The following is a 25,425-nucleotide window of genomic DNA, read 5'->3' as shown; positions in this document are numbered from 1 at the left end:
AATCTTCTTTACTTTTATAAGTTTGTATGACGACACAACAACAAATCCTCGATTTCTATTCGCATCCAACTGCAATGACATCTGCTGGACGATACACAACCCTGCTTCATGAGCTGCCGAACAGTATTAGCAAATTAGTCCACATGATTCAAGGTCTAGTGCTGTATGAGTATGTAGCACACGACTTTTATGGTTTTACAATTCCAGAGCAGCGCAAACGTGAAACCCATCTTCGCACAATCGAGAGAATGTTAGATCATCTCCTCACGCTCAACGATCAGCCGCTCTGCGTGGCTCGACCTGTTAATCAGCGGTTGATTGGAATTTGTCATCACTTTGCGCTGTTGCTTGTTGCCATCTTGCGGGCTAAGCGCATTCCTGCGCGATATCGTTGTGGATTCGGCACTTATTTCAATCCGCCTTACTTTGAAGAACATGTAGTCTGCGAGTATTGGCATGCTCTAGAATCACGTTGGATCATTGTCGATCCACAATTCGACGAAATTTGGCGAGAGAAATTAAAGATTGAGCATGACATTCTGGATGTACCACGGCATAAGTTCATTACGGCAAGTGATGCTTGGGCGCAGTGTCGATCAGGTATTGCAGATCCAGCAAAATTCGGGATTTTCAAGGGCAACTTGCGCGGACTTTGGTTTGTTGCCGGAGAAATTATTCGTGATGTTGCAGCGCTCAACAAAGTAGAAATGCTGCCCTGGGATGTTTGGGGAGCCATTCCCTCTCCTAATGAATCGTTGAATCGGAAGCAGCTTATGTTTTTTGATGAATTGGCGTCCCTGACTCAATCACCCGATACTTCACTTCCAAAACTGTGTAAACGCTATGAAAGCGACGATCGGCTGCGCGTGCCTGCTACAGTCTGCAACGGAGTACTGAATTGCCTGGAAAAAATTGAGAACGACTTCAACGCTCTTTCTGGATATTTCTGATTAAAATCTGACTAAAATGGGTTTCGCCAAGCAACGCACCCAACAAATATAGTACAATTGAACTGAACAGAATTGAGGCTACCTCATCTTTGATTCTAATCTGCTGAACAACTACTACAGGTGAAAACCTCGATTTCTAGCTTTCTAAACTTCAATTTCTGCAGTTTGACTTCCTCTCTGATTTTTCTGGCAAACCAGCAGTCGGCAGATCAATAGTTTGAATTAAAGCCGAGCGTTATTCCCCAACTAGTCAGTAGTTCATTCAATCATTGGTTTGAACATCTACTCAAGGAGTACCATGATGCAATTGAGTCCCTATCTAATGTTCAACGGTCAGTGTGAAGCAGCATTCAAGTTTTATGAACAGAAGTTGAGCATACTTAGCGGCTTTTGTGATTTTACTTCAGCAACTTGATTTATCAATCTAGAGCAGTCCTATGGCCAATCTATCTTCTATCTTTCTAGCCGGAGCAAGCCGTGGCGTTGGGCGAGAGGTTGCCCACCGTCTGGTCCAGCAGTCTCTAGCTGTTATAGCTCTGCTGCGGAGTGAAGCGGTCCGTCCAGAGCTAGAGGCAATGGGAATTCAGGTGGTCCTAGGCGATGCGCTCGATCCCGCTGCTATGGTCAAAGCGATGGCGGCTAATCCACCTCAGGCAGTGATCAGCACGATTGGAGGACTCCCCAAAGATGGTCAACGAGCCGATTACTTGGGGAATAAACATTTAATTGACGCAGCTGTACAAGCTGGCGTGCAGAAATTTATTCTGGTTTCGTCGATTGGGAGTGGCAATAGCGCTGTAGCCCTACCGCCCCAAGCGTTGGAAACATTACGCTCAGTGTTAATCGAGAAAGAGCAGGCAGAAAATTATTTGATCGCCAGCGGTTTAACCTATGTGATCATTCGTCCGGGTGGTTTGAAATCGGAACCGGCGACCGGCAATGGCGTGCTGACTCCCGATCCGACGGTGGCTGGCACGATTCACCGCGCTGATGTGGCTCAGTTGGTCTGTCAATGTCTGCTATCTGACAAGGCAAATAATCGGGTGCTGTCTGCCGTTGATCGCAATATGACCTACGGTCAAACCGAGTTTGAGATCTTGAGCTTCGCCTGAGCCGTAAACATACCCATTTGGGGCAGGCCATTGTTCCAGATTCTTGGTAGAGTAAAAACGTCACCTAGCCCTCCTTAATGCTCTACACCCCTCAGGAGGTGGACCATGACTTCCCAACTGCTCCGCGCTGCCCCAATCCCTCCCGGACCGAAAGGCCATCCCATCATCGGGGTTTTACCTGAGTATAGCCGCGATCCGCTTGGTTTCCTGACTCAATGGGCCAGAGAATATGGCGACGTGGTGACGCTGTACGGGTTTCGTAAAGCCTATTTGTTCAACCATCCAGATGCGATTGAGGAGATTTTAGTGACTCAACAGAGCCACATGCGCAAAGATCGCCTGCTCGGCATTGTGGGGAAAGTTCTGGGGAATGGTTTAGTAGTCAGTGAAGGTGATTTTTGGCGGAAACAGCGACACCTGATGCAGCCCGCATTTCACCGAGAGCGAATCACGGCCTATGGCAATTTGATGATTGAGCAAACCCAAGCATTAACCGCATCCTGGCAAAATGGCGAAATTCGTAACCTGGGTCAAGACATGATGGCACTGACGCTAAAAGTCGCAACCCAAGCTTTTTTCGGTACGGATGTGCCAATGGCGATGCACGAAATTGAGCAGGCGATGCTACGGGTGCAGCAGCAGTTCGACCTCCGCACACGGCATATGCTGCTCTATCTGTTGCCCGATCCCATTCCGACTCCCAATAATTTGCGCTACCGACGGGCTGTGCAAGATCTGGATCGCCTGGTTTATCGCTTGATTGAACAGCGACGTAGTAACCCGGAGGAGCGTGGTGATCTCCTGTCCATGCTGCTAACGTTGCGCGATGACGCCGGTGAAGGCATGAGTAACCAGCAGTTACGCGATGAGGTGATGACCTTTCTGCTGGCCGGCCATGAGACTACTGTGCTTCAAGATGAGGACTAATCATAAACGCGCTTCTTGTCTAAATCACTGCTGTCTTTGGTAATGAGAATACGATGAGCAGGCGTAATCTTCTATACCCAATTCGTTAACTTTTTTGAGCTTTCGTTACATTTCAATTTGAGTTGATGCCAATCTGGTTTCCTTCCTGCATTCTGTCTGGGCAGGTTGAGCAAACTAATACCGTTCCCCTCTCTACAAACCCGACTGACTCCTAGCTCCTGGCTCCTGACTCCATTGCTACTCCCCACTCATCAGTTGATTCGGAGCACGAATTGCCATCTCCACTTGCTCGACCACCGGAGTTTTAGTTTCATACAGCATGACGAGATGATCCCTAGCTCTGGTCATCGCTGTATACAAACCTGCTTTCGCTTCAAAATCTTGATCATCGCCAGATTCAGATTTCTTAGTTTGTTCAGTTTTTTCAGGAATTGCATCAATTCCAACAATCACCACCGCGTCAAACTCAACGCCCTTCAACGCATTCCAGGAATCGACAACCACCAATGGTCTATCCACTACATTGCCAAACCGTTCCCCTGACTGCATTGGCGCATGATGGGGCACACCCAAACGCCGTAACTCTTGACTGAGTGCAGACTTCAGCACTTTTATCTTCGGCTCGGTCGGATGCAGCAAAATTCCAATTGAGGAATCGGCATAGCTGTCTAGTGCTAGCTTCACCTGCTGCGCGATTTTTATTGCCATCTCCGCATAGGGAATTTGCAAGAGCAAGGGCTGAACACCAGAACTACGGGACGGCTTTTTCTTCGGCTCAATCAGCTTATCAATCGACGGACTGTTCTCTTTCTTATCTACTTTCATGCCTGCTTTTTCTAGCGCAGGATAAATAAATTTCCAGGCCACTTCTAAAATTTCTGGGGCATTGCGGTAGTTTAAGTCAAAGATCTGGGAACGACCCACCACATCAATGCCGAGGTTACGCCAGCTCCAGCCTGATTTTCTGCGGTGCGCCTGACCGTAAACCGACTGCGTATTGTCATAAACAAAAAACAGAGAATTGGTGGTTTGATCCAACACCTTTAGCAAGACTTGAAACCATTCATCGTAAAAATCTTGTGCTTCATCGACCAAAATTGCTTCATACTTCAGCTTACTTTGTTCTGCCAAATCAACCAGATTTTGTCGTTTTTCGATATCCTTATCATACTCATAGCTATACCCTAGATGACGCCAGGCCCAAGCATGGAACGTATCACACTCAACGTTGATTTGTTTTTCATAGAGCTTCGCTTGCAGCCAGCCGCGCATAAAGCGATTATAGGAAAGCACCAGCACCGAGGATAGCTTTTGCTCAACGATTTGCTCAACCCGATTTCTCAACACTAACGATTTCCCTGCTCCTGCCACACCCCGCACCAATGCATGACCAACAATGCCAAAATTCTTGGCTCGATTCTGCTCCCCATCTAGCTGTGCTTGACCCAGCCGCCGCTCTCGCGTTTGCTGAAAATCGATCCATTGCATATTCAGTACTCCATACTCGATGCTATTTTTTGTGCAGAATGCCCGTAAACTTGCCGCTGCTAACATCTACCTTGCGCACTCAAGCAAAACAAATCAAGCCTGATATTTCACTGCTGTGATAGTTTAGTGAAAACGTTAGATCATGCCGCCTGCAATCGAGGGATTTCGTCAGGGATAGCGCGATGCAATGATTGGCAATACTATTCCCGTAGAGCAGCTTTGGGAAGGGATTGATGCAGACTGATCCGCCTGTTCAAGTCATTGCTCCTGCAGTAAACCCCTATCGCCCCAAGCGGTCTTGTAGACGACGGCTAAAGGAATTCATCTCAGCCTGTTTGGCGGCAGAATCGGATTGAATTTGCTGACGACCATTGCGAATTACGCGCATCATCTCAGTGAATTGGGCTTCTAGGTCACTGAGCACCCGGTCAGCATAGTCATCGGCTCCGCGCTGAATATCTTCGCACTCGGCAATCATCGACCGCTGCATGTCTTCTAGCTCTTGCTGGGCGCGGCGGCGCATTTGGTCAATATCGGCCATTACCTGTTGCTGCATCAGCTCACAATCTTGCTGCACCTGCTGCCGGATCTGCTGAGCTTCCCGTTCCGCCATCCGGACAATATCCATCTCATCCAGAATCTGGGCGGCCCGTTGCTCTGCCGTGGCAATGATCTGCTGGGCGATCTGTTCGGCTTCCAAGATCACTTCTTCCTTGTGCAGCAGAATTTCCGTCGCTTCCTGAAACGCCGTGGGTAGGTTCAACCGCACCAGATCAAGCTGGTCCAGCAATTGCTCCTCATCCACCACCGTGCGTCGGCTGAGCGGAATCCGCGGACTGTCCAGAATCATTTCCTCGAGCTTGTTCAACTCCCGCTGAATGTCCACGCCCCCTATACGGGTGGTGTCTCTTTGGGGTGATCGGTTCGAGGCACCTCCATTGGGGAGGGCAGCTCTGCGGCGGTCGGGGCTGATGCGATCGGGGTCTTGGCGTAGCATTGGTAAATATCTATAGCAACAGCTTGAGGAACGAGATGATCAACAGGACCACCAAACCTGGCAATTTCTTTCACCACGCTACTGCTCAAAAAACTATGCTCAGTCGAAGTGGCTAAAAAAATAGTTTCGATATCCTCTGCGAGGGTTTTATTGGTGTGGGCCATTTGTAGCTCCATTTCAAAATCTGAAACTACTCTCAACCCCCGCAACAGCACGTTGGCTTGCCGCATACGGGCATAGGTGACCGTGAGACCATCGAAGCTGTCTACTTCCAGGTTTGGTAAATGCTGCGTCGAGCGACGAATCTGCTCTATACGTTGCTGGACCGGAAACAGAGGCTTTTTGTTTGGATTTTGAAACACCACTACGATCACCTGCTCAAACAGGCGACAGCCGCGCTCAATCACATCAAGGTGACCAAGGGTAATGGGATCAAAACTGCCGGGGTAAATAGCAATCACAGCCGCTTCCGGTGGTTGGTTTAGCTTGAACCAGAGATAGAAAATAAAGACAAACGCCCTTCGCTGAGGCGATTATATCGGACAGTCTAGGGTGAATAATAGAGCCGGGCTGAATGACAGGGAATGTCTAGCGATTATACCTGAGTCTTCGGTTGGCCGCTAAGCATTGACTTGCTTCCTGATTTGCCTCCAAACTGTAATTCCTAAACTTGCTCCCCTAGAGCGACTGACGGCGCAAAAAGTTAAGCAGCACGGCGTTGACCTTTTCATGCCAGTCTTCTTGAGGGTAATGGCCGACTTCTTCAAGCTGCGCCAGTTCTGCCTGGGGCACAATTTTGCTAAAGGGCGGTATGTGGATCTTTTGATCTCGATCTTGCCTTTTGAAAAGGATTGGTATGCCTCGCGCGGTATTTCACATGTCGAATACGTCGGCAGTCCGCTGGCCAGGGAAGTTCACGTTTCCTTGGAGAAGTCAGAATTCTGTTCAAACTACTTTCTTGATCCCTCACGTCCGATCGTGGCGTTATTGCCCGGCAGCCGAACAAAAGAGGTAACCAAGATCTTTCCTACAATGCTGAAGGCAGCGGCCAAGATGCATTCGCGGGATACCAAGCTCCAATTTGCCGTCGCATTGGCAGATGAGCGATTTCGCCCGCTGGCCGCTGACGCCGTTGAGAGCATTACAGATGCACCGCAAGAATTCCGCGATTCTATCTCACTTATATCGGGAGCGACCTACGATCTTTTGAACGCGGCAGATACAGCGGCGGTTGCAAGCGGGACGGCAACCTTGGAAACAGGGATCATCGGCACTCCAATGGTGATCGTTTACAAGACAACGGCCCTAAATTATAAACTGCTTAGACCGCTTATAGATGTTGAACATTTCGGGTTGATAAACCTGATCGCGGGTGAACGCATCGCAAAAGAATTGATACAGGATGAGTTCACGCCCGAAGCACTTGGAGAAGAACTCTTTCGATTGCTTGATCCGGTTAATAACGGATTAGTCCGTGAGAAACTAAGATCGGCGACCGATAAACTTGGGCACGGCGGCGCTTCAAAGCGGGCGGCAGAAGCAATCGCTCGACTACTGGAGTATTAGTTTCCGGCCTTCAGCTTTTTGATGTGCCGATTTTGTCTTCCGCACTACGGATCGTGGTCTCAAGCTGTTCCAAACGCGAATTTACTATTCTTAGGACAATGATCCGGGGCTGAAGGCTCTTCAAAACTCAATATCAACATATCTCTCGAGCTTGATCACATTGTATCCATTCGAACCGAACTTCTCTTTTTCGGACACCCGCTCTCGATCGCGAATTCTAATGAGATAGATGCTGCCGGGGGTAAGCCCGCCGGTATATGAGGTTGATATTGTTGTAAGGTCCTGCTTACCTTTTAAGATGTGCAGGACCTCAAGTTCAACCTTTGCTTGTGCGATCTTGCTTATTTACCGGGCCACTTTCTATGCATCGTGCCACGACTATCTTTTCTGCATAATCCAGATAATCGTCGATCAGCGTCCTGGCTGTCTGCGATCTAGCGGTCATTCACAAGATGATCATCAGAAATGAGAGGACAAAGACGTAACGCTCCATAGCAATTTCTCCGTGATCTTCAATTGAAGAACGCTGTTCCCCTAATTTTCTTGCTGATCAGCTAGCTTTTTCTTGAGTCGATCGACCTCGTCCCTTAATCTGGCAAGCCCCTTTACCCTGGCGTTTTGGCGTTTATATTCATCGAGAGGTTGTATAGGCGTACCCCACCAAACCCCTGGCCGGACGATCTTTCCGGGCAAAACTCCTGCCTGCGAACCGATTACGGCTCCGCTCTGCACTCGCACGTGGTCACCGAAACCTACCTGGCCGCCGATGACGCAATCGTCTTCGATAACGACGCTGCCTGAAATACCGGTCTGGGCGGCGATGACACACCTTTTGCCGATCTGGACGTTATGACCTACCTGAACAAGATTGTCTATCTTTGTTCCTTCGCCGATCCTTCATTCTAGGCTGAAAGCCCTGATGTTTGGACAACAGAGTTAGGCTGATTGCCAGTGAATAGGATAGGGACAATCAAAATGACATTCTTTGGATGCCAAGATGAACATCAACGCTGTTGGTTTAGTTATGTGGAATTTAGCGCTCAGCCGGCTCGGATATCGGTGTCGCCCCACGCTTCTAGCTGATAGTAGTTTTTGCTAAGACATCAGAGATGGCACTGCCACTTTCTTGGCGCAATGCACCTGAACCGCTGGTCAAAGCTCCTGTAGAAAGCCCTGTAGAGAAGGTCCCGTAGAGAAGGTCCCGTAGAAAAGATTTTGCAAAACTTTGTCTAGTCTTTACCGAAATCTCTTGTGTTTTGCTGTGCCATCTGACACATTAGCTAGTGTTCCTTTCCTGGCTTGCGCTCCAGCCTCACGATTTGAGTTCCTGATTTCTGCCGGATCACAAGGAATGAAATGCTGACAGTGGGTTGCACTGGCCGGATTTTACAGGTTGCAGCCCAGAAAATTTATCATTTGGCTGCGTAATTTGGCTGATGAGTTAATTTTTGCCCGAATTCTTGGATAGCTCGTTCAATAATCTACCGCTCAAAGTTTTCTATTCTATGCCTACCATTGATTTCACTCAATTACCCCCTTCCTCGGCCCCATCCTTTCAAAGAAACGGCATTACCATCAGAACGGATCCAGACCGCAAACTCGTGATTAGTCAGGATAGCGACTCTTTGGGCCTGGGGGTAGACGACGCCACCATCGATGAAGGAGAGTCGATTTTCGTATCCTTTAATCAAGGCGCAGCTTCTAAAATCTCCTACATGCTAGACTCTGCTGCCACTTCAGATGGAGATGATCTATATGCAGAAGCTGAGCTAGAAGCCTTTGATGTCAATGGTAAAAGTCTTGGGGTTGTGCCCTTGAGCGTCTCAGCCTTCGATCCAATCAACAACGTCTCCGCTGCCTTTGACGGGCAATTGATCTCTCGCTTCCGCCTGACACAAATTGAAAGCGCCCGGATTGGCTCGTTGAGCTTTACCCCAGTTCCAGTTTTAGTCGCCAGAGCCGATACAGTTACAACTACCGAAGACGCTCCCATCACCTTTAACGTCCGCAAGAACGACACGTTTTTGCTCAGTGGTTCACCTACGATCAGCGTTAACACCAATGGTCTACAGGGCAAATTGACCAACAACGGCAACGGCAGCTTTACCTACAACCCCGGTTCTGCCTTTCAGTCCCTAACGGCTGGACAAACGGCCTCCACCAGTTTTCAATACACGCTGAGGGCGAGCGGACGCTCTTCGACAGCAACGGTGACGCTCACTATTACTGGCCTTAATGAGGCTTCGACTGCTCAGAGCAGTGATACCATAACTGGCCCAAACAAAGGTAGTGGGACTAGTCCTGCTATCGGCAAGGGCGACGATTTGCTTACAGGCGGGCTGCAATCCGGATCTGGTGGTGACTCAGCTTCTGCAACTCAAACACCTGAGACTGGGGGATCTGAGCTGGGAATCACAACAAATCCTATCCCTGAGGTTGCTTCGTTGATAGCAGGACTGTTCGGCAGCGCAAACTCCACCGAATCTAGTCCGGTATTGGGAGCGGGAGCCGATGGGCTTACCGCTGCTTTTCCAGTAGCTCAGCCCACTTAAACTACGCTAGCAACCACCACCTGCACGGCGGGCAGAAATCCCTGTAGGCCAAGCACCAGCAGCGTCACCAAGCCAATGCCAATCGCGGCTCCAAACAGCGGCACCACTTCCAGCAAACCAATAATCAGCACAAACAGCAGTGCAAACTTGATTTGCAAGATCAAAAACGTCGGAATCAGAAACAGCACCATCACCAGCGCCAGCAACAGTTGGCTCAAAAAAAACTGGTGAAACTGCTGTTTCAGAGAGGTGCTGAGGGCATTGCCCAGTTTGCTCGGCAGCAGATTAGTTAAGCCTTTCCAACAGCGTTCGCCATAGAGCAGCATATAAAACGCCAGTACGATCAGCAGAATCGTCGCGAAGATCTGACCGACCGTATTAATGGCCAATTCGGGCAGCTCGGCAATCCCAGCCTGAACCTGATTGTTGACCTGATTCGTGATCTGGTCGAGGTCAAAGGGCAGTTTGTGCTGGTTAATAAAGCTTTGCAGCCAGTTGATATTGCGATTTCCGGCTTCGAGCAGAGCTGGCAGCCCTTGCAAAAGTTGGGTGGCCTGCCCAATCACAATCGGGAGCAGTGTAAATCCCAAGATTATCAGCGTCACCAGAAACAAAAACAGAACCAGCAGGACAGCCTGGGTGCGGTTGAGGCGAAAGCGCTCGAACAGCCGCACTAGGTAATCCAAAATTAGCGCCAGAATGATGCTGAGAATCAGGAAGGTAATTAAACCTTCAAAGTACTGAAAAACCTGACTCAGCACCCACAGGTTTAAGACAATAATTGGTCCGCTGAGTCCGTACAGCAGATAGCGTCGAATCAGTTCAGAAAGCTGCATCCGCAAAAGCTAAGAAAGTGAACATGACACCCATCCCCTGCCTCGATCCTAGAGCCTGAAACAGTACTTCAGCCGTCAGCGGTTGCAGTTTTGTCAACCCATCACTCACGAGTCTGCATTTTCTGCAAAACCCTGCGAATTAAGTCGTTCTCGACATCATCCCGGATGGTTACATCGCCGATGCGGGTAGGCAAGATAAACCGCACTTTGCCAGCCGTCACCTTTTTATCAGTTTGCAGAGCGGCCACGATTTCGTCGATGTCAATCGCAGGGTTAGTGGCAGGTAATTTGGTTGGCAATCCGGCTTTTTGAATCAGCTGCTTTTGACGATCGGCAGCATCTTGCTCCCACAAGCCCAGTTCCACTGCAATTTGCCCAGCCGTCACCATCCCAATCGCAACCGCCTCACCGTGATTCACCACGCGATAGCCGGTCAAACTTTCAATCGCGTGGCCAATCGTGTGCCCGTAGTTCAGGATTGCCCGCCGTCCTGCTTCTTTTTCGTCGTTGCCCACCACATCGGCTTTTGCCTGACAGGAACGGGTGAGAATCTCTTGCAGCAGAGGCTCTGGAATATAGCGCTGCTGATCAAGCCGCTTGGCAGCTTCGAGTTGACTAAACAGTTCCGCATCTATAATTACGCCGTATTTAATCACCTCAGCCATGCCAGCTCGAAACTCACGCGGCGGCAGCGTTGCCAATGCCTGCGGGTCGATCAAGACCAGCTTGGGCTGATGAAAGGCACCGATCAGATTTTTGCCCTGAGGATGGTTGACGCCGGTTTTGCCTCCAATCGCCGCATCCACCATGGCCAGAAGGGGGCTTCAACCACAGACGCTGTATGTCCAGCTAATGTATATGCTCCTTTCCAAGGGGTTTCCTTCGATTTTGCCAGCAGCAATTTCGGACGTAAGGGTTGATGCTTTACTGGATGCTTAACTAACATTGGCTTCCTCCCGCACCGGGTAAAACCAGCCACAGCCAAAGTGTTGCCGTCCCCCTAAGCCATACCATTGCAGCTTTAGCGAATCCGCATCGCTTAGCCCTTCCACAACCACGCCATACCCCAAGATTTTCTTGTCTTTGACCTGCAAAGTACGCCGTGCTAGATCGCCCTCGGTTGTGCTGTCAATCGAAGCTTGAGCATTGATTTCTAAACGCTCTAATCCTTTCTTACAAGATTCCAAAAAATAGTACGGAACCTCTGCATGATTGATTGCCTCTAGCTTAAACGTGACCAATCGTGCCTTGAGCGTATCGCTGGGTTGGGGCAACGTCAGCCGTGGCTGAACCAATCGAATCAGATGTCCGCGAATATCAAGAACCTGATTTTGCAGCAGACGATACCAGAATTGCACCTGCTCAGCCGGGCATCTTAACCGCATGCGTGAACCGCGATGTAAATAAATCATGCCGTCTTTATCGGGGATGCCTGCAATACTGCATAGTCGAACATCGACTGGAAGATTAATGGGAATAGCAGATTCCTCTGCACCGCAGCTTGGCGGAGACCCTTGCATCAATTGTTTCACGGCTGAATAGAGCGCATAGCCATGATCTGCAGGTAGTGTTTTCCCCCGTAAAGTAAATTGAACCTCTAGAAAATTCACGTTGCATCTCCTTCACTCACAAATTTGAATAGCTTACTCGCCTTACCTCTACCCACTCCCCCACCTTCGAGAATTCCCGCTTTATTATTCCTTCACACACGCCCTCACTGCACCTACATCACCTCCAGGGTGATGATGACTAGATCAGGAAAATGACTGAGTTCCGCTGGCTCACAGATCAGCCGTTATCGCATTGTTTGCATCCTGGTTCATCTCATATTGGCAATACATAATAGCCACTTCCTCGCGCACCATTTGCACCAACTCTGGCGGAGCCTTCACGATTGCTCCCTTTCCATAGCCCAGCACCCATCGCTTCAGATCGTTCAATCCGCGAACAACCATATGCAGCGTCATCGAGCCGTCTGGGTGTTCTTGAATTTCCTGTGACGGATGCCAGCGCCGCTCTCGCACATAGGGAGCCGTTTTAGCATCGAACCAGATCGCCACGGGCTGGGGTACACCACCTGCCTCATGCTGGAAGATTAGCTCCAGATGGTCTTTGGCATCAAAGGTGGGATCAGGGACAAAGCTCTCTGTTAGAACCGTGAGCACTTTGATTCGGTCTACCCGAAACCAGCGAATCTCTTGCCGCTGATGGCAGAAGCCGATCACGTAGGGGTTCGTGCCGCGATAGATGTGTAGCACATAGGGGTCCAGCTTGCGCTCAGAGGTACTGTCGCGGCTGGCGGTGTAATAGGTCATCTGCACGGTTTTTTGCGTGCGGCAGGCGGTTTCTAACTGATGCCAGATGTCCGGATCAAGGTCGGTGGTGGCTCCAGCGCGAAACAGAATCCGCTCATCGGCAACCTGTTGCAGGTCTACCCAGCTTTGTTCCGGCAGTCGTTCGGCTAGTCGAGCAATTGCCGGGCGCTCGTTTTCCACATCGACAAAGATTGTGTCGCCATCGTGGAATTCGCTGCGCAGAATTGCCTTGGCAATTTGGGTTTCCAGTTCGCGCTGGATGGCTCGCTTCAGTGGACGGGCACCATAGACTGGGTCGTAGCCCACCTCAGCCAGGAAATCGAGGGCTGCATCGGAGAGGCGCAGCGCCATCTTGCGGTCGGCTAAACGCTCGGCTAGGCGTTTGACCTGAAGCTGGACAATTTGCCGCAGTTCGGACTTCTGGAGGCTGTGGAAGATGATGATTTCGTCTACCCGGTTGAGGAATTCAGGACGGAAGCTGGTCCGCATTGCTTCCATCACCCGCGATCTCATCTCTTCGTAGCGCTGATCGTCTCCGGCAATATCCAGGATGTATTGCGATCCGATGTTGCTGGTCATGATGATCACTGTATTCTTAAAGTCCACCGTTCGGCCCTGCGAATCGGTGACGCGACCATCATCGAGAATTTGCAGCATGATGTTGAACACATCGGGATGGGCCTTCTCGATCTCGTCAAACAGAATCACTGCATAGGGGCGACGCCGAATCGACTCGGTGAGCTGGCCGCCTTCCTCGTAACCCACATAGCCTGGAGGCGCACCAATTAACCGCGAAACCGCGTGCTTCTCCATATACTCGGACATATCGATCCGCACCATTGCTTCTTCGGTATCGAACAGGTAGGCGGCTAGGGCTTTAGCCAGTTCGGTTTTACCCACACCGGTCGGACCGAGGAAGATAAAGCTAGCAATCGGACGGTTCGGGTCGGCCAGTCCAGCCCGTGAGCGCTGAATTGCATCCGCTACCGCCGTGACGGCTTCTTCTTGGCCTACAACTCGCCGGTGCAATTCTTCTTCGAGATGCAGCAGCTTTGCCATCACCGACTCGACCAGCTTGCTGACCGGAATGCCGGTCCACTTCGAGATGATTTCGGCAATATCCGCCTCAGTGACTTCTTCCCGCAGCAGCGACTTACCGCTGGTTTGGGTTTGAGCCAGCTTAGCTTCGGCCTCGTGGAGTTTGCGCTGCAAATCGGTGAGTTTGCCGTACTTCAGCTCCGCAGCTCGGTTGAGGTCATAGTCGCGTTCGGCCTGCTGGATCTCGATATTGACGCGGTCGATTTCTTCCTTCAGCTTTTGGGTTTGAACGATCACGTCTTTTTCCGCCTGCCATTGCGCATTGAGGCTGCTCTGGATTTCCTTCAGGTCGGCCAGTTCTTTCTCTAGCCGCTCTAAGCGCTCCCGTGAGCCAACGCTGCTTTCTTTCTGCAACGACAGCCGCTCCATTTCGAGCTGAAGGATCTTGCGATCCACTTCGTCCAACTCTTCTGGCTTGGAGGTAATTTCCATCTTCAGCTTGGCAGCAGCTTCGTCTACCAGGTCAATCGCCTTGTCGGGTAGGAAGCGGTCGCTGATGTAGCGGTTCGAGAGAGTGGCAGCAGCAACCAAGGCACTATCGGAAATATTCACCCCGTGGTGCAGCTCATAGCGCTCTTTCAAACCGCGCAGAATCGAGATCGTATCTTCCACGCTGGGCTGACCGACATACACCTGCTGGAAGCGACGCTCTAGGGCTGCATCCTTTTCGATATGTTTGCGGTATTCGTCAAGCGTAGTGGCTCCGATACAGCGCAATTCACCCCGCCCTTGACAGCAATGCTCAACTACTACCGGGCCAACTTCTGGCAGCCAGAGTTAACGTCCCAAAATTGGGGTATGCTGACGACTCCGACGCTGCTGATCTGGGGAGAAGATGACGTGGCTCTGGGTAAAGAGCTAACCTATGGCACCGAGGCGTATGTTGCTGATCTGACAGTGCGCTACATTCCCCAATGCGGACATTGGGTGCAGCAGGAAAAACCTGACCTCGTAAACCAATACATGCGGGAATTTTTGCAGCTACCGCCCGCTTAGCCGCTTCCTCTTCCAGACTTCTAACCTTAAAACTCTAAAATTCGGTGTGAGGCAAAGCCAAATGAGAAATTTGTTGGATTCAATGCGGCAAACCCAACAGCGAATTTATCGAATTTGCCAAGGCCGATCGACTTGGTTCGCCATCTTGCTGAGTTTGCTAGTCAGTGCGCTAGTGATCAGCGGGCCGCAGACAATTGCTTGGGGACAGATATCTAGCCCCAATCCGACGGAAATTCTGTCTTCCCCGCTGCGTCAGTTAGAAAATCGGCTGCCGGTTCTGGGTGATTTGCTCGATACAGCCGAGATAACTCGTGGGGTCGTGCGTTTGGATGGTCGCCGGCTGTTTACCATTGCGGTTCCTGCGCTTCAGGATCAGGCAGATTCACAGGAAGACTCGGCCTCGCTGCAATCTCGCGTAGAGATTATTGAACGGCGACTCCAGCAAATTGTCGATCGCGGATTTGACCCAGAAAGTTTAGAGATCACAACAGAAACTGACTCTAGCAGTGGACAGCCTGTAATTTATGTCAGCTACCGTCGCGATGGTGAATCCAACTACGATCAGTTACTCACCGTTACGGCGCTTGACGCCCAGATCAACGGTACTAACCCCTCTGCGTGGGCCGAAGAAATTAGCGCCATTGTAGAAGATGCTCTGCTCTCAGCTCAGCAGGAGCGACAGCCGCAGTTTTTACAGCAGCAGGTCTGGTGGGCAGGAGCAATTTTGTTAACTACGGTGATTAGCAGCTTGTTGTTATCACTCTGGCAGCGCTACTTAAGGGCCAAGCGCAAAAAACTATCGGTTCAATCCCACTCCGAGCAAACCGATTTGTCGGTGGCTGCTAATCCGGAAACTTCGCCTGAAATCACCACGGTTTTACTTCAGCGCCAAGCAATGGTGCAGCAAAAGCGTCGGTTTAACGACATTCAGTGGCGGCTCTCTCAACTTGCCCAACTGCTGCTTTGGGGCATTGGCTTATTTGTAGTTTTCGGCCTGTTCCCCTACACGCGCTGGCTTCAGCCCGTCATGGTGCAGTGGGTGCAAATTCCGATTCGGCTGTTGATGGTGGTTTTGATGATCTATCTAGCCATTCGGTTCAGCGAAGTGATTATTGATCGGCTGTTTTGGGCGCTGCAAAGCAGCACGAGTTTAGCAACGAACACCTCTCAGCGGCTGATGCTGCGATTCACCACCTTTTCGCGAGTGACCAAAAGCATTGCAGTACTGGTGTGGGGCAGTGTGGGCATTATTGCAGCCCTCTCTACGATAGGAGTTTCTATCAGTCCTGCCTTGCTGACCTTGGCTGGGGTAGTGGGCGTCGGGATTTCGCTGGCCTCCCAAAACCTGATCAAAGATGTGATCAATGGATTTCTGATTTTGCTAGAGGACCAGCAAGCATAAAGATGTAGTTTATTTTCAAACCACTAAGGGATGGTGGAGCCCAAAGCTGGGAGAACTTGCGGCAAAGGAAAATGAGATATCTAGGGATTAATCAGTTAACTGAGTCCAGGTTCATCTGTGATGGGTGCTAACATTTAGCTCCAACATTGATACTAGCTAAGTAGGTGAGCATAATTAAACATAAAACCCAAAACCCTGCGCCGCCCGCGCAGGGTTTTGAATCTGGTTTTTAATTATGCCGAGGTACTTAGAGCAACAAATTTGAAGATCCGTAGTGCAAATGTCTCGGCGCGGACAAGATGCCCGCACTGCATCTACTGTTTAATCAGGTTGACTTGCTTAATATTGGCACTAACGAATTTGCCGATGCAATACCTCTGTTCGCTCTGCTAATTCTTCGCCACTAGCTTCCACCACAGCTTTAACGTAATTCTGTTTGATGTTTTCGAGGATATTCACCAGCTCATTTTGAATTTCCTGCGTAGCATGATCCTGGCCTAGCTCTTCAACAATTGCGATGCGTAAATTTCGCTGTAAGCGCGCCGTGATTTCTTTGCCTTCTGGATCCAGTAAAACTCCAGTCATAGTGTGATAGACACCGTGCACGACTGAATTGGCTAGCTGTTGTACCATTTGGCTTGAAACGCGACCCAACCCAGCTAAATGATTTAACTGAGCGTATCCTGGCACCTGCTCTAGGGTGTTAGTCAGACTGTGTTGTACCAAATCCTCCAGGTCCGGCTGAATTCGGGGCAAAATCTGGTGTAATCCGACATCATACAGGTGATTTGCAATTGCCGCGATCTCCTGCTGATCAACAAGGGCTGGGGGAGTATTGGGCGAATCTTGATCAGAATTTTGACTAGGGGCATGATCCGATTCAGGATTCGATAGACGATCAGCAGAATCACTAAGCAAACGGTTGGAATCATGATTGGAATCCTCAAAAGAGGATAACCAACTTAGCAAATCGCCTTGCCGAATCGCAGTCTGCATTTGCTCGATCAGCTGAATCCCAACAATACCGGCTAGATCAGCTCCCACTAGCACAATCGTATCTCGCTGCGCCTCAGTGCGGATCGGTTCTAGATCCAGTAAATCAACCTGGTACAGCCGCAAAGCAACCGGAATAATTCGTAGCCATCGCCAAAAGGGAAGCAGTAAAAATAGGTCGTACCAGCGCCGCAAACCAACATTCAGCCAGGTTAAATTAGGATTTCGATATCGTAAAGAGAGCGTGCGGGCTAAAATATCGGTCGCGAACAGAGTCACAAATGGCAGATCGATCAGCCAGAAATAATCGACGGCTCTGCCTGCCTGATCAACCCGACGATAGTAGTTAGCTTCCACCAAGGGACGGATTTGGTCATCCCAAAAAGCAAGCTCCTGCTGCCATCCCTGTTCGGCTAAATGGGTCGCACTCCAGAACCGACTAAATGCTTCTCTGGCGAACGGTTCTTCCGTTCTTGCTCGTAGGTGTTGCTGTACAGCAGCCCAAGCATTCTCCTGATTTGCTCCTGCAAATGGATTTTCTGCAATCAATTGCTGGCTGAGGCTGCGCAGTTCTGCTAACGAATCGTCTACCTGAGGTGATTGCAACCCGTTCTGGGCGAGTTGGCCGGCCAGCTCATCAACCTGAGCTTGATAATACTTGGGGTGGTCTCTTTACCTGCACCACAGCAGCCGAATTGGGAACCCTTATAAATCTGCCTCAACGCGAAATTCCGGGTATTCCCCAACGGGAGACAGCCTGCTTCGGAGTCACAGTTCCCGAAGTTAAAGAAATCACGATCCCACTTGGACAGATAGTTGATGCAACGGGCCAAGTCGTAGGACAACTCAAACTTGATAGCGGAACGCTGAATAAACATGTTTTTGTTACGGGTTTACCGGGATATGGCAAAACAAATACCTGTATGCAGCTTTTGCTGAATGCCTATGAGCATTTTAGAGTTCCCTTTTTAGTGATTGAGCCAGCTAAATCAGAATACCGGATGCTAACTGGGCTGCCAATGCTTGCAGAATTGAGAGTCTATTCCCCTGGTAGTGCAAATGCGCGACCCCTGCGCCTCAATCCCTTAGCTCCGGTACCGGGCACACCTCTGGGATTACACATCGATTTACTCAAAGCCGTATTCAACGCCTCTTTTTCTATGTACGGCGGTATGCACCAAGTTTTAGAAGAGGCACTGATTAGCGTCTACACAGAGCGCGGCTGGAGCTTACGCACAGGACTCAACCGTTTTCTGCCAGAGGAGCCTACACTAGCTCAGCAAGCCGCCTTGATGCCAACGCTTCAAGACCTGCACGACCAGATCGAGGTGGTCCTCCAACGCAAGAAATATGCCCAGGAAGTACATCAAAATTTAGGTGCCGCCCTGCGCTCCCGTCTACAAGGACTGATTCTCGGTAGTAAGGGGGAAACCTTGAATACTCAGCGATCGACTCCGGCTGAGGAATTGTTTCAACATCCTACCGTGATTGAGCTGAAGCACTTGGGCGATGATGAAGAGAAGGCGTTCATGATGGCGCTGCTGCTGGTACTTTTGCATGAGTATGCTGAGGTTCGCCAACGCTATCAGCCCGCTAGTCGCATAGAACAGTTGCAGCATCTTACCCTAGTAGAAGAAGCTCACCGCCTATTGGCCGCTAGAGGAGGTGCCTCCTCGCCAGAACATGGAGATCCGCGCAGCAAGGCTGTAGAGATGTTCACGGATCTGCTAGCAGAAATGCGGGCTTACGGTGAGGGTTTCATCGTGGCCGATCAGATTCCTACCAAACTCGCCCCAGAAGTTCTTAAGATCACAAACTTGAAGATTGTACATCGTTTAGTCGCTGGCGATGACCGGATGGCTGTAGGATCAGCACTGAATTTGAATGAAGAGCAACAGCGGTATTTAAACCTGCTTGCTCCGGGTATGAGTGTTGTTCATAATGATCGGATTGGCAAAGCGGTATTGGTACAAGTAGACAATGCCAAGCAACAGTTATCTCATCGGAAGTTGAGTCCAATCAAGCTGTTTCGAGAAGAGTCGCTGGCATTAATGCGCCATTCAGGCTGCAAAGAGTGCGCTGCGCCTTGTACATACTATGGCGATTTGGAAGATGCTGGCTTAATAGCAGCGGCTGAATCTGCTTTGCTACGATGCTTTGATATATGGTTACTGGGGGATGATACAACGTTTATTCAGGAATGGCAGCACTGGTCTTCACAGGTGGATGAACCAGATCGGCGATTTTGTTTAGCTTCTCAGGCTGGATTTACATGGCTAGGACTACGCATTAGTGAGAACGAATCAGCCAAGCTAAATCCGCTTTGTTAAAAGAGCAGGAAAGCTGGGATTAGACCCGGAACCTTCTCACCGTGAGGGTTTCAACCGTTGCAATTGTACGATGAATCAGCGCGGTTTTTGGCCGTTTCAGCCGACCTGAGGATTGAAATCAGGTAACGAATCATTGCGACCCCTGTGCTAGCTTGTGAGTCAGTAGGCGACGGTGAAAGAACAGTGTGCCTGCAATGGTGGGCTTAATAGTGGGCTTATATGTGTGCCTACAATAGGGCTGTGCCTCCATCGACGTTCACCATCGAGCTTGGAACCGAGTGATGAAACTGCCAGAAGGTCCTACTACGCCAGCCTTGCTGCAAACGCTCCATATGATTGCAGACCCAACGGGTTTTCTAGATACTTGTGCTCAGCGCTATGGCGATGCGTTTACCTTGCGTGTGCTCGGTTCTAATTCGCCGCCGGTTGTGTTTTTCAGCGATCCAGGGGCGATTCAGGCGATCTATACCCAGTTGGCAGATCAAATTGAGTTAGGCAAAGTTACCCATGTGTTTCGGCCCCTGACCGGCGATCGGTCCCTGATTATGCAAGACGGGACCAGCCACCAGAAACAGCGCCAGCTCTTGATGCCCGCTCTGCATGGAGAAGGACTGTTTCGCTGCGGTGAGCTGATTCGCACCATCACACAACAAAAGGCGGCCATTTGGTCGGTGGGATCGGTGATCTCGGTGCAAGAGCAGATGCTAGAGATTTCGTTAGAACTCATCCTGCAGGTGGTGTTTGGCATGCAGCTCGGTCAACGCTATACGCGGTTGAAGGCATTGCTGCATACCTTGCTGGAGTGGGTGAATTCGCCCCTCTATTCGGTGCAGTTCTTTTTGCCGCCCTTACAGCAGGATTTGGGTCGTTGGAGTCCCTGGGGTCGATTTGTGCATTTGCGTCAGCAGATCGACGAATTGCTCTATGCCGAAATTGCCGAACGACGGCAACGGATGGCAGGCGAACCGACGGAACGATCTGAACCGCCAGATCAGCCGTCAGAGCCAACGGACATCCTCTCGCTGCTGATTGCCGCCCGCGACAGTGAAGATCAGCCCCTCAGCGATCAGGAACTGCGAGATCAACTGATGACCCTGCTGCTATTGGGCCATGAAACGACGGCATCAGGCTTAACTTGGGCCTTTTACTGGATCTACCAAAATCCAGCGGTACTGTTGTGCTTGCGCAGCGAATTGGAACACCTGCCGACGGATATCGATCCGATTCAGCTCTCCCAACAACCCTATCTCACGGCAGTTTGTAAAGAAGCATTGCGGGTTTATCCAATTGCGCTGATCTCCCAGCCGCGGAAAGTAAAGCAAACGATTAAGCTGAAGGGCTATCAGTTTGAGCCGGGTACTGTTCTGGTTCCCTGTATCTATTTAGCGCACCGCCGTGCCCAGACCTATCCAGAGGCCGACCAATTCCGTCCAGAGCGCTTCTTGAACTGCAAACTGTCGCCGTATGAGTATTTCCCCTTTGGGGGCGGCAATCGTAGCTGCATTGGTATGGCCCTAGCCCTGTTTGAAATGAAGCTAATTTTGGCCACCCTGATGCGGTATTACCAGTTCACTTCAACGCGACCCATCCAGCCTATACACCGTCCAGCCCGCCGTGGCATTACCTTTGTGCCTCCAGGCAATTTGCAACTGCGGGCAGCGCCCCCACGCAGGGGTGGAACCCCTGCACCCCGTTCAGATTCTACAAAGGATTACTGTAGCAAAGTAACTGATAAATTCATTCGAAATCAATGTCCTGATTCTCATAAAATCCTTTTCTGTTGTTTGTTTCAGATCACATTGCTACTGCCATTTTCTAACTGCTCTTTCTAAAAGCAGAGTGTTTATTTAAACTATTCAACCGCTTTTACAGTCTTAGCTATGGTTCGAGTACCTTATTCAAACAGTTCAATCCATCAATCGGTGGCTCTGGAAACGTCAGTCTCTGGTCGCTCTAAACTGAGCAATTCTCTGCTTGAAACTCGTTCCAGCACAAGGCGCTCAGCAGCATCAGTTGTAGATCGAACGATCAAGTTGACCCGCAATATGAGCTTTCAAGCCGCCGCTGCTAGTGGGGCAGCTCGGATCACTGTAGGGCGAATGACGCTATTCATTGGCACCAACCAAGTAACCAAACTCAACCAGGATCCGATTGTGCTAGCGTATGAAGGCAGTAGGCTAAAGTGGGCCAACACCAAGTATGAAACTACCGGCGCTGACGGTCGGGGCTACGGCTTGTTCTACAACGGCAAGCAGTTGTATGCCGCCTTTAGCATCGATGGGACTCAGGGACAGCCGAACCAAGACTTTCGTCGAGTGAGCGGAGGAGCAACTCAACCGTGGTTGCGCAGTTATGGAAACGGGGGCGGTCCCAAGGTTGCGGTAGTCGCCCGGTTAGATCCAGCTAACGGCAAGCTGCTATCAGCAGTTTACTTGTCAGCCATTAATAACGGCAAAAGCAATAGCTTTGTGGTGAAGGGCATGAGCATGAGCGGTAACAACCTGTGGGTGAATGGTCTATCCTACTTTGCCCCCCGCAAGCTGGACGGCGCTCCGATGCAGCAGATTGATCAAACAAAGAAGTCTCCCTTTAGCTACAACATCACGTTGACTCCAGACTTGAAAACAGCGCTGAGGGTGAGTGCAGTGGGTTGGCAAGCATAGAGATGGAGAACACTGAGGTAGGCTCAGTTATGTCTACTAGCTATACTCAGTTACGTTAGCTATATCTATAACTAGTTTTTAGCGATTCTTTAGTTAGCTTTGCATGATCACTTGCACTCTAGCATGCTGTAGTCCCGGTTGCTGTACTGCTGTCAATGTCTTACTTAGCATATATTTTTGGTTAATCGAGGACATCAACTCGGCAAGGTTGTGTTTGCTGGCCACACCCCAGAGGTCAGCAACCAGATCGAGTGAGCCATTAGAATTGCGAGACCAACCTATATCGTAGCCACCCTCTAGCACAGCCACAACATCAGCCTGAATGCGTTGACATCCAGCACCGCGAACTTCAGTGTTGGATTGGACTGTGATGCCCAACTCTCGCAGGGATGTTTTCAGTAGCTCAATATCTGTGAGTTTGCTGCGTAGCGTTTGAAAATGAGACATGAGTTCCTCCAAGGATGATTCTGAAGAATTGAAAGTTGCATACTGAAGTTGGGCTAACTGTCCACCGGTTTAGAACAGCCAGCCCAACTTGGCTGCATATAGTGCACGTACAGTAGTAGGTACGGGAGAGACAATAGGCTGATTAATGATTTATCAGCACATCAGGTCTGGATTGGAATTGGAATGGCGTTTTAGTAGGACACGAGATGGTCCGGGCTTCTCGCTGCCGATAGGTCGTGCTAGCTGCCACAATGCCTGCAAAGACGGCCAAGCTCAAACAGCCAGCCAGAATGGCGGAACCGATGCGAATCCGTTGAGCTGCTTCCTGATTTGCTGCGGTCAGAATTAGGGATGCCTGCTTCTCCTGTTCTAGAAAGAGCTGCATTTCCTGTTTGGCTAATTCCTGACTGGCCGCAAGAAAGCGGTAGTCCTGGCTGCCGAGGTACTTGTTTGCAGCCCAGGACTGGGCGTTGAGGAGGGCTTGACCCCGCAGCAGGCAGGATTCGTCTTGCTCACCCGACGCGATCCAAAGGTTGAGGGCTAGGGCATAGGGACGCAGATCGGCTAGGGCTTGCTCTACCCAGGCGTGATTAAATATTTCAGCGTAGATGCGATTGTGAACGCGCAATTTACCTTTGTGGTTGACCACTAACCCGGTCAGACGCAGCTCCATTTGTTCAGCACTGCCGTCGGCTACAAGTCCAGCATTTGGGTCATCAATAGCCGTTTGGTCTAGCACCTGTTGATACAGTCCAAGCAACTGTCCGGCTTGGTTAGGATTGCGCAAGACACGGTCACGAATCGTCCGCAAATGTTCAGGTTCATCTTGTGCTTCCCAATTATCCAAAACTCGCTGGCGAATTAACTGCGCGATTTGGTTGGGTTCTTCCCCGCTGGCGATGGGGCTGGTCAGCGTTTGCACTAGGCGGCAAACCTTCTGAGTCAGAAACGGTTGTCCATCAGTCCAGGCAAGAATTTCAGCTAAGACTCGCTCTGGATGCTCTGCATAATTTACCAACCCAGGTAAGAGCGCTGCTTTGGCTGGTTCTAACTCAATCCCAGATAGATCAATAGCTTCACCAATGTTAAAAGGTGTCTGTTCTTTATTCTGAATTAAGTTAGAGGGTGTTGCCACACCGAGTAGGCAAAACGTTAATCGCTTATAGATTGGATCATCAACTCGATGGTTATAGCAGGCACGAATAAAAGCAAAGAAGTCATCTTTAAAGGAAATCTTGAGAATGCTATCGATCTCGTCGATAAAGACAACAACTGGCTGAGAGAATTCTTGCAGTAGTATATTCTCGATAAATTCCTTCAGCCGTTGAATCGGAGATAAAACTTCCTGTTCTCGCCACCAAGTTCTAAAATCAACTTTTCTGCTTAGTCCAAATCCCCGCAGCAGTTCTGAAACAATTGCACCATACCATTCTGCTGGCGTTACATTACTGCCAATACCCGTGATGTCAATTGATCCACACTGAACTCCAGCCTGTTTGAGGCGTTTCATCACCTGGACCCGCAGGCTCGATTTCCCCATTTGCCGCGAATTTAGCACATAACAATAGTGCCCACCTTTTAAGTGGTGAAACAGATCGTGATCCGCCTGCCGCTCCACATAGGTAGGATGCTGGTATTCCAGAGAGCCACCAACCTGATAGTAATCATCGCTTAGCATAGGGATCAAGCCGTTCTTGGAAGTATTGCCGATACAGTTCACAGCGAGGCACAACAGAGTCTCCCTGTCGTGTAATCAGACCCATACTATAGAGTTTATAAACATGCGTAATCGATAAGCGAATTGGCTGCATAGCGGTTACGACTTGGTGAAACGCTCCTGCAAGCTGTGGCTGTTGGTTTAGCGTGACCCAGTGAATCAAACTGCTGACAATTCAGGAACCGATCAGAATCTTGCAGCGACTAGCAGTAACTCTAGCAGTTCTAATTCGTTTGTAGACCCTACGGGAGCAGGCAGCAGCAGTAGCGCCACTATCATTGCTCCTGATGGTACGATCACGAGCAGCAGCGACACAATCTATACTCCCGGTGCAACTGCCAGCAGCGGTAGCGCATCTGCCACTAGTTCTGGAACTCTACCGCCCACAGTCGATACCACCGTGACCACGGATCCTGTAGATGCTACAGGATCTAGCCCAACGACTCCGACCCTACCTGCAAATGCCCTACGGTTGGTACAGGGAACCAGAGGCCGTGACCGATTGCAAGGAAGTCAGCAGCATGACCTAATTCAGTGTCAGGCTGGCGATGATCGAGTTCGAGCTGGTGCTGGCGATGATCAGGTTTTTGGATTGAGTGGCAACGACTGGTTGTTGGGTGAGACGGGCAATGACTGGCTAGAAGGCAGTAGCGGCAAGGATCGTCTATATGGGGGAGCGGGAGACGATGCCTTAAACGGAGGCGCAAAGGACGATATCCTAGTCGGTGGGTTTGGTCAAGATCGGTTGACGGGTGGTTTGGGTGCTGATACCTTTGGTTTGACTGCGGAAACCTCAACGCCTTGGTTGGCGGATATTGTGATTGACTTTAAGACGGATCAGGGAGATAAGCTACAGCTCAAGGGGAATTTATCATTTCGATCGCTAGTCTTAATCACATTCGATTCGAACCAGGATGGCATTGCGGATGCAACCTTGATTCGCACTCGCAGTAATGGCACTGTCTGTGCCCTCGTTTTAGACACAGTTAATGCGGCAGGAAAAACCACGCTTGCAGCAACAGACTTTATTTGATCA

At 50.1% G+C, this 25,425-nt stretch carries 22 protein-coding genes and 3 pseudogenes; 11 read left to right on the top strand and 14 right to left on the bottom strand.

The window, feature by feature from the left end:
- Positions 1 to 26 precede the first annotated feature (26 nt).
- The 3 genes from JVX88_RS27170 (at position 27) to JVX88_RS27160 (ending at position 2,989) form a co-directional block, all read left to right on the top strand.
- Complete coding sequence (locus JVX88_RS27170) at positions 27 to 950, top strand: transglutaminase-like domain-containing protein (RefSeq protein ID WP_211621705.1); 924 nt, start codon at positions 27 to 29, stop codon at positions 948 to 950.
- A gap of 437 nt (positions 951 to 1,387) precedes the next feature.
- Complete coding sequence (locus JVX88_RS27165) at positions 1,388 to 2,062, top strand: SDR family oxidoreductase (protein ID WP_211621704.1); 675 nt, start codon at positions 1,388 to 1,390, stop codon at positions 2,060 to 2,062.
- 105 nt (positions 2,063 to 2,167) lie between these two features.
- The gene (locus JVX88_RS27160; protein WP_211621703.1) at positions 2,168 to 2,989 is read left to right on the top strand and encodes a cytochrome P450; all 822 of its coding nucleotides are present in this window, start codon (positions 2,168 to 2,170) and stop codon (positions 2,987 to 2,989) included.
- A gap of 237 nt (positions 2,990 to 3,226) precedes the next feature.
- Here the strand turns inward: JVX88_RS27160 and JVX88_RS27155 are convergent, their stop codons facing one another.
- The 3 genes from JVX88_RS27155 to coaD all read right to left on the bottom strand — a co-directional run bounded on the left by JVX88_RS27155 (position 3,227) and on the right by coaD (position 5,935).
- Positions 3,227 to 4,477 (bottom strand): UvrD-helicase domain-containing protein, encoded by a 1,251-nt coding sequence (locus JVX88_RS27155; RefSeq protein ID WP_211621702.1) that lies wholly within the window; start codon positions 4,475 to 4,477, stop codon positions 3,227 to 3,229.
- Between the two features lie 280 nt (positions 4,478 to 4,757).
- Positions 4,758 to 5,363, bottom strand: coding sequence for a hypothetical protein (locus JVX88_RS27150; protein WP_263975268.1), 606 nt, complete (start codon positions 5,361 to 5,363; stop codon positions 4,758 to 4,760).
- A 5-nt stretch (positions 5,364 to 5,368) separates the two neighbouring features.
- A complete protein-coding gene (gene coaD / locus JVX88_RS27145; RefSeq protein WP_211621701.1) occupies positions 5,369 to 5,935 on the bottom strand; it encodes a pantetheine-phosphate adenylyltransferase in 567 nt (188 codons plus the stop codon).
- 166 nt (positions 5,936 to 6,101) lie between these two features.
- Between coaD and JVX88_RS27140 the strand changes: the two genes are divergently transcribed.
- The gene (locus JVX88_RS27140; RefSeq protein WP_211621700.1) at positions 6,102 to 7,040 is read left to right on the top strand and encodes a lipid-A-disaccharide synthase; all 939 of its coding nucleotides are present in this window, start codon (positions 6,102 to 6,104) and stop codon (positions 7,038 to 7,040) included.
- Between the two features lie 534 nt (positions 7,041 to 7,574).
- Here JVX88_RS27140 and JVX88_RS27135 read toward each other — a convergent pair.
- Entirely contained in the window at positions 7,575 to 7,778 is a 204-nt protein-coding gene (locus JVX88_RS27135) for a hypothetical protein (RefSeq protein ID WP_315875303.1), read from the bottom strand.
- Positions 7,779 to 7,847: 69 nt separating this feature from the next.
- Positions 7,848 to 7,934: pseudogene (locus JVX88_RS44460) on the bottom strand (hypothetical protein); the annotation flags it as partial.
- Positions 7,935 to 8,545: 611 nt separating this feature from the next.
- Here JVX88_RS44460 and JVX88_RS27130 point away from each other — a divergent pair.
- Positions 8,546 to 9,592 carry an Ig-like domain-containing protein gene (locus JVX88_RS27130; RefSeq protein WP_211621699.1) on the top strand — a complete coding sequence of 349 codons (1,047 nt, stop codon included), beginning with the start codon at positions 8,546 to 8,548 and terminating at the stop codon, positions 9,590 to 9,592.
- On the opposite strand, the gene JVX88_RS27125 is transcribed toward JVX88_RS27130, so the two are convergent.
- From JVX88_RS27125 to JVX88_RS27110, 5 genes and pseudogenes are all read right to left on the bottom strand, one after another.
- Positions 9,589 to 10,428 carry an AI-2E family transporter gene (locus JVX88_RS27125; protein WP_211621698.1) on the bottom strand — a complete coding sequence of 280 codons (840 nt, stop codon included), beginning with the start codon at positions 10,426 to 10,428 and terminating at the stop codon, positions 9,589 to 9,591. The two genes, JVX88_RS27130 and JVX88_RS27125, sit on opposite strands and share 4 nt — an antisense overlap.
- Before the next feature lie 101 nt (positions 10,429 to 10,529).
- Positions 10,530 to 11,237 carry a 3-dehydroquinate synthase family protein gene (locus JVX88_RS27120; RefSeq protein ID WP_211621697.1) on the bottom strand — a complete coding sequence of 236 codons (708 nt, stop codon included), beginning with the start codon at positions 11,235 to 11,237 and terminating at the stop codon, positions 10,530 to 10,532.
- Between the two features lie 126 nt (positions 11,238 to 11,363).
- Complete coding sequence (cas6, locus tag JVX88_RS27115) at positions 11,364 to 12,038, bottom strand: type I-MYXAN CRISPR-associated protein Cas6/Cmx6 (RefSeq protein WP_211621696.1); 675 nt, start codon at positions 12,036 to 12,038, stop codon at positions 11,364 to 11,366.
- 171 nt (positions 12,039 to 12,209) lie between these two features.
- Positions 12,210 to 12,773, bottom strand: a pseudogene (locus JVX88_RS44455) (helix-turn-helix transcriptional regulator); the annotation flags it as partial.
- A 135-nt stretch (positions 12,774 to 12,908) separates the two neighbouring features.
- A pseudogene (locus JVX88_RS27110) lies at positions 12,909 to 14,567 on the bottom strand (AAA family ATPase); the annotation flags it as partial.
- A gap of 12 nt (positions 14,568 to 14,579) precedes the next feature.
- Here JVX88_RS27110 and JVX88_RS27105 point away from each other — a divergent pair.
- Together JVX88_RS27105 and JVX88_RS27100 are read left to right on the top strand one after the other, a co-directional pair.
- Positions 14,580 to 14,837 (top strand): alpha/beta fold hydrolase, encoded by a 258-nt coding sequence (locus tag JVX88_RS27105; protein WP_263975267.1) that lies wholly within the window; start codon positions 14,580 to 14,582, stop codon positions 14,835 to 14,837.
- Positions 14,838 to 14,898: 61 nt separating this feature from the next.
- A complete protein-coding gene (locus tag JVX88_RS27100; RefSeq protein WP_211621694.1) occupies positions 14,899 to 16,239 on the top strand; it encodes a mechanosensitive ion channel family protein in 1,341 nt (446 codons plus the stop codon).
- Between the two features lie 351 nt (positions 16,240 to 16,590).
- Here JVX88_RS27100 and JVX88_RS27095 read toward each other — a convergent pair whose 3' ends face one another.
- Complete coding sequence (locus tag JVX88_RS27095) at positions 16,591 to 17,838, bottom strand: hypothetical protein (RefSeq protein ID WP_211621693.1); 1,248 nt, start codon at positions 17,836 to 17,838, stop codon at positions 16,591 to 16,593.
- Between JVX88_RS27095 and JVX88_RS27090 the strand changes: the two genes are divergently transcribed.
- The 3 genes from JVX88_RS27090 to JVX88_RS27080 all read left to right on the top strand — a co-directional run bounded on the left by JVX88_RS27090 (position 17,829) and on the right by JVX88_RS27080 (position 22,225).
- Positions 17,829 to 19,562: an ATP-binding protein gene (locus JVX88_RS27090; RefSeq protein WP_211621692.1), complete on the top strand. Its 1,734-nt coding sequence runs from the start codon at positions 17,829 to 17,831 to the stop codon at positions 19,560 to 19,562. The two genes, JVX88_RS27095 and JVX88_RS27090, sit on opposite strands and share 10 nt — an antisense overlap.
- Positions 19,563 to 19,843: 281 nt before the next feature.
- Positions 19,844 to 21,394 carry a cytochrome P450 gene (locus JVX88_RS27085; RefSeq protein WP_211621691.1) on the top strand — a complete coding sequence of 517 codons (1,551 nt, stop codon included), beginning with the start codon at positions 19,844 to 19,846 and terminating at the stop codon, positions 21,392 to 21,394.
- A 213-nt stretch (positions 21,395 to 21,607) separates the two neighbouring features.
- Positions 21,608 to 22,225 carry a hypothetical protein gene (locus tag JVX88_RS27080; RefSeq protein ID WP_211621690.1) on the top strand — a complete coding sequence of 206 codons (618 nt, stop codon included), beginning with the start codon at positions 21,608 to 21,610 and terminating at the stop codon, positions 22,223 to 22,225.
- 93 nt (positions 22,226 to 22,318) lie between these two features.
- On the opposite strand, the gene JVX88_RS27075 is transcribed toward JVX88_RS27080, so the two are convergent.
- The 3 genes from JVX88_RS27075 to JVX88_RS44450 form a co-directional block, all read right to left on the bottom strand.
- Positions 22,319 to 22,672 carry a DUF1257 domain-containing protein gene (locus JVX88_RS27075; protein ID WP_211621689.1) on the bottom strand — a complete coding sequence of 118 codons (354 nt, stop codon included), beginning with the start codon at positions 22,670 to 22,672 and terminating at the stop codon, positions 22,319 to 22,321.
- A gap of 142 nt (positions 22,673 to 22,814) precedes the next feature.
- The gene (locus JVX88_RS27070) at positions 22,815 to 24,350 is read right to left on the bottom strand and encodes an AAA-like domain-containing protein (protein ID WP_211621688.1); all 1,536 of its coding nucleotides are present in this window, start codon (positions 24,348 to 24,350) and stop codon (positions 22,815 to 22,817) included.
- Positions 24,337 to 24,552 (bottom strand): AAA-like domain-containing protein, encoded by a 216-nt coding sequence (locus JVX88_RS44450; RefSeq protein ID WP_211621687.1) that lies wholly within the window; start codon positions 24,550 to 24,552, stop codon positions 24,337 to 24,339. The genes JVX88_RS27070 and JVX88_RS44450 overlap by 14 nt, the downstream gene beginning before the upstream one ends.
- On the opposite strand from JVX88_RS44450, the gene JVX88_RS27060 reads away from it, so the two are divergent.
- Positions 24,544 to 25,422 (top strand): calcium-binding protein, encoded by an 879-nt coding sequence (locus JVX88_RS27060; protein WP_211621686.1) that lies wholly within the window; start codon positions 24,544 to 24,546, stop codon positions 25,420 to 25,422. The genes JVX88_RS44450 and JVX88_RS27060 overlap by 9 nt on opposite strands.
- Positions 25,423 to 25,425: the final 3 nt, after the last annotated feature.

It is taken from the genome of Leptolyngbya sp. 7M (assembly GCF_018128485.1).
This window is presented reverse-complemented; position numbering and strand designations above follow the sequence as displayed.

Excerpts from the sequence above, each read along its gene's own strand:
- JVX88_RS27125 (WP_211621698.1), bottom strand. The coding sequence starts at position 10,428 with ATGCAGCTTTCTGAACTGATTCGACGCTATCTGCTGTACGGACTCAGC.
- JVX88_RS27105 (WP_263975267.1), top strand. The coding sequence starts at position 14,580 with ATGCTCAACTACTACCGGGCCAACTTCTGGCAGCCAGAGTTAACGTCC.
- JVX88_RS27160 (WP_211621703.1), top strand. The coding sequence starts at position 2,168 with ATGACTTCCCAACTGCTCCGCGCTGCCCCAATCCCTCCCGGACCGAAA.
- JVX88_RS27080 (WP_211621690.1), top strand. The coding sequence starts at position 21,608 with ATGAGCTTTCAAGCCGCCGCTGCTAGTGGGGCAGCTCGGATCACTGTA.
- JVX88_RS27100 (WP_211621694.1), top strand. The coding sequence starts at position 14,899 with ATGAGAAATTTGTTGGATTCAATGCGGCAAACCCAACAGCGAATTTAT.
- JVX88_RS27165 (WP_211621704.1), top strand. The coding sequence starts at position 1,388 with ATGGCCAATCTATCTTCTATCTTTCTAGCCGGAGCAAGCCGTGGCGTT.
- JVX88_RS27085 (WP_211621691.1), top strand. The coding sequence starts at position 19,844 with ATGAAACTGCCAGAAGGTCCTACTACGCCAGCCTTGCTGCAAACGCTC.
- JVX88_RS27120 (WP_211621697.1), bottom strand. The coding sequence starts at position 11,237 with ATGGTGGATGCGGCGATTGGAGGCAAAACCGGCGTCAACCATCCTCAG.
- JVX88_RS27070 (WP_211621688.1), bottom strand. The coding sequence starts at position 24,350 with ATGCTAAGCGATGATTACTATCAGGTTGGTGGCTCTCTGGAATACCAG.
- JVX88_RS27130 (WP_211621699.1), top strand. The coding sequence starts at position 8,546 with ATGCCTACCATTGATTTCACTCAATTACCCCCTTCCTCGGCCCCATCC.
- JVX88_RS27170 (WP_211621705.1), top strand. The coding sequence starts at position 27 with ATGACGACACAACAACAAATCCTCGATTTCTATTCGCATCCAACTGCA.
- JVX88_RS27155 (WP_211621702.1), bottom strand. The coding sequence starts at position 4,477 with ATGCAATGGATCGATTTTCAGCAAACGCGAGAGCGGCGGCTGGGTCAA.
- JVX88_RS27075 (WP_211621689.1), bottom strand. The coding sequence starts at position 22,672 with ATGTCTCATTTTCAAACGCTACGCAGCAAACTCACAGATATTGAGCTA.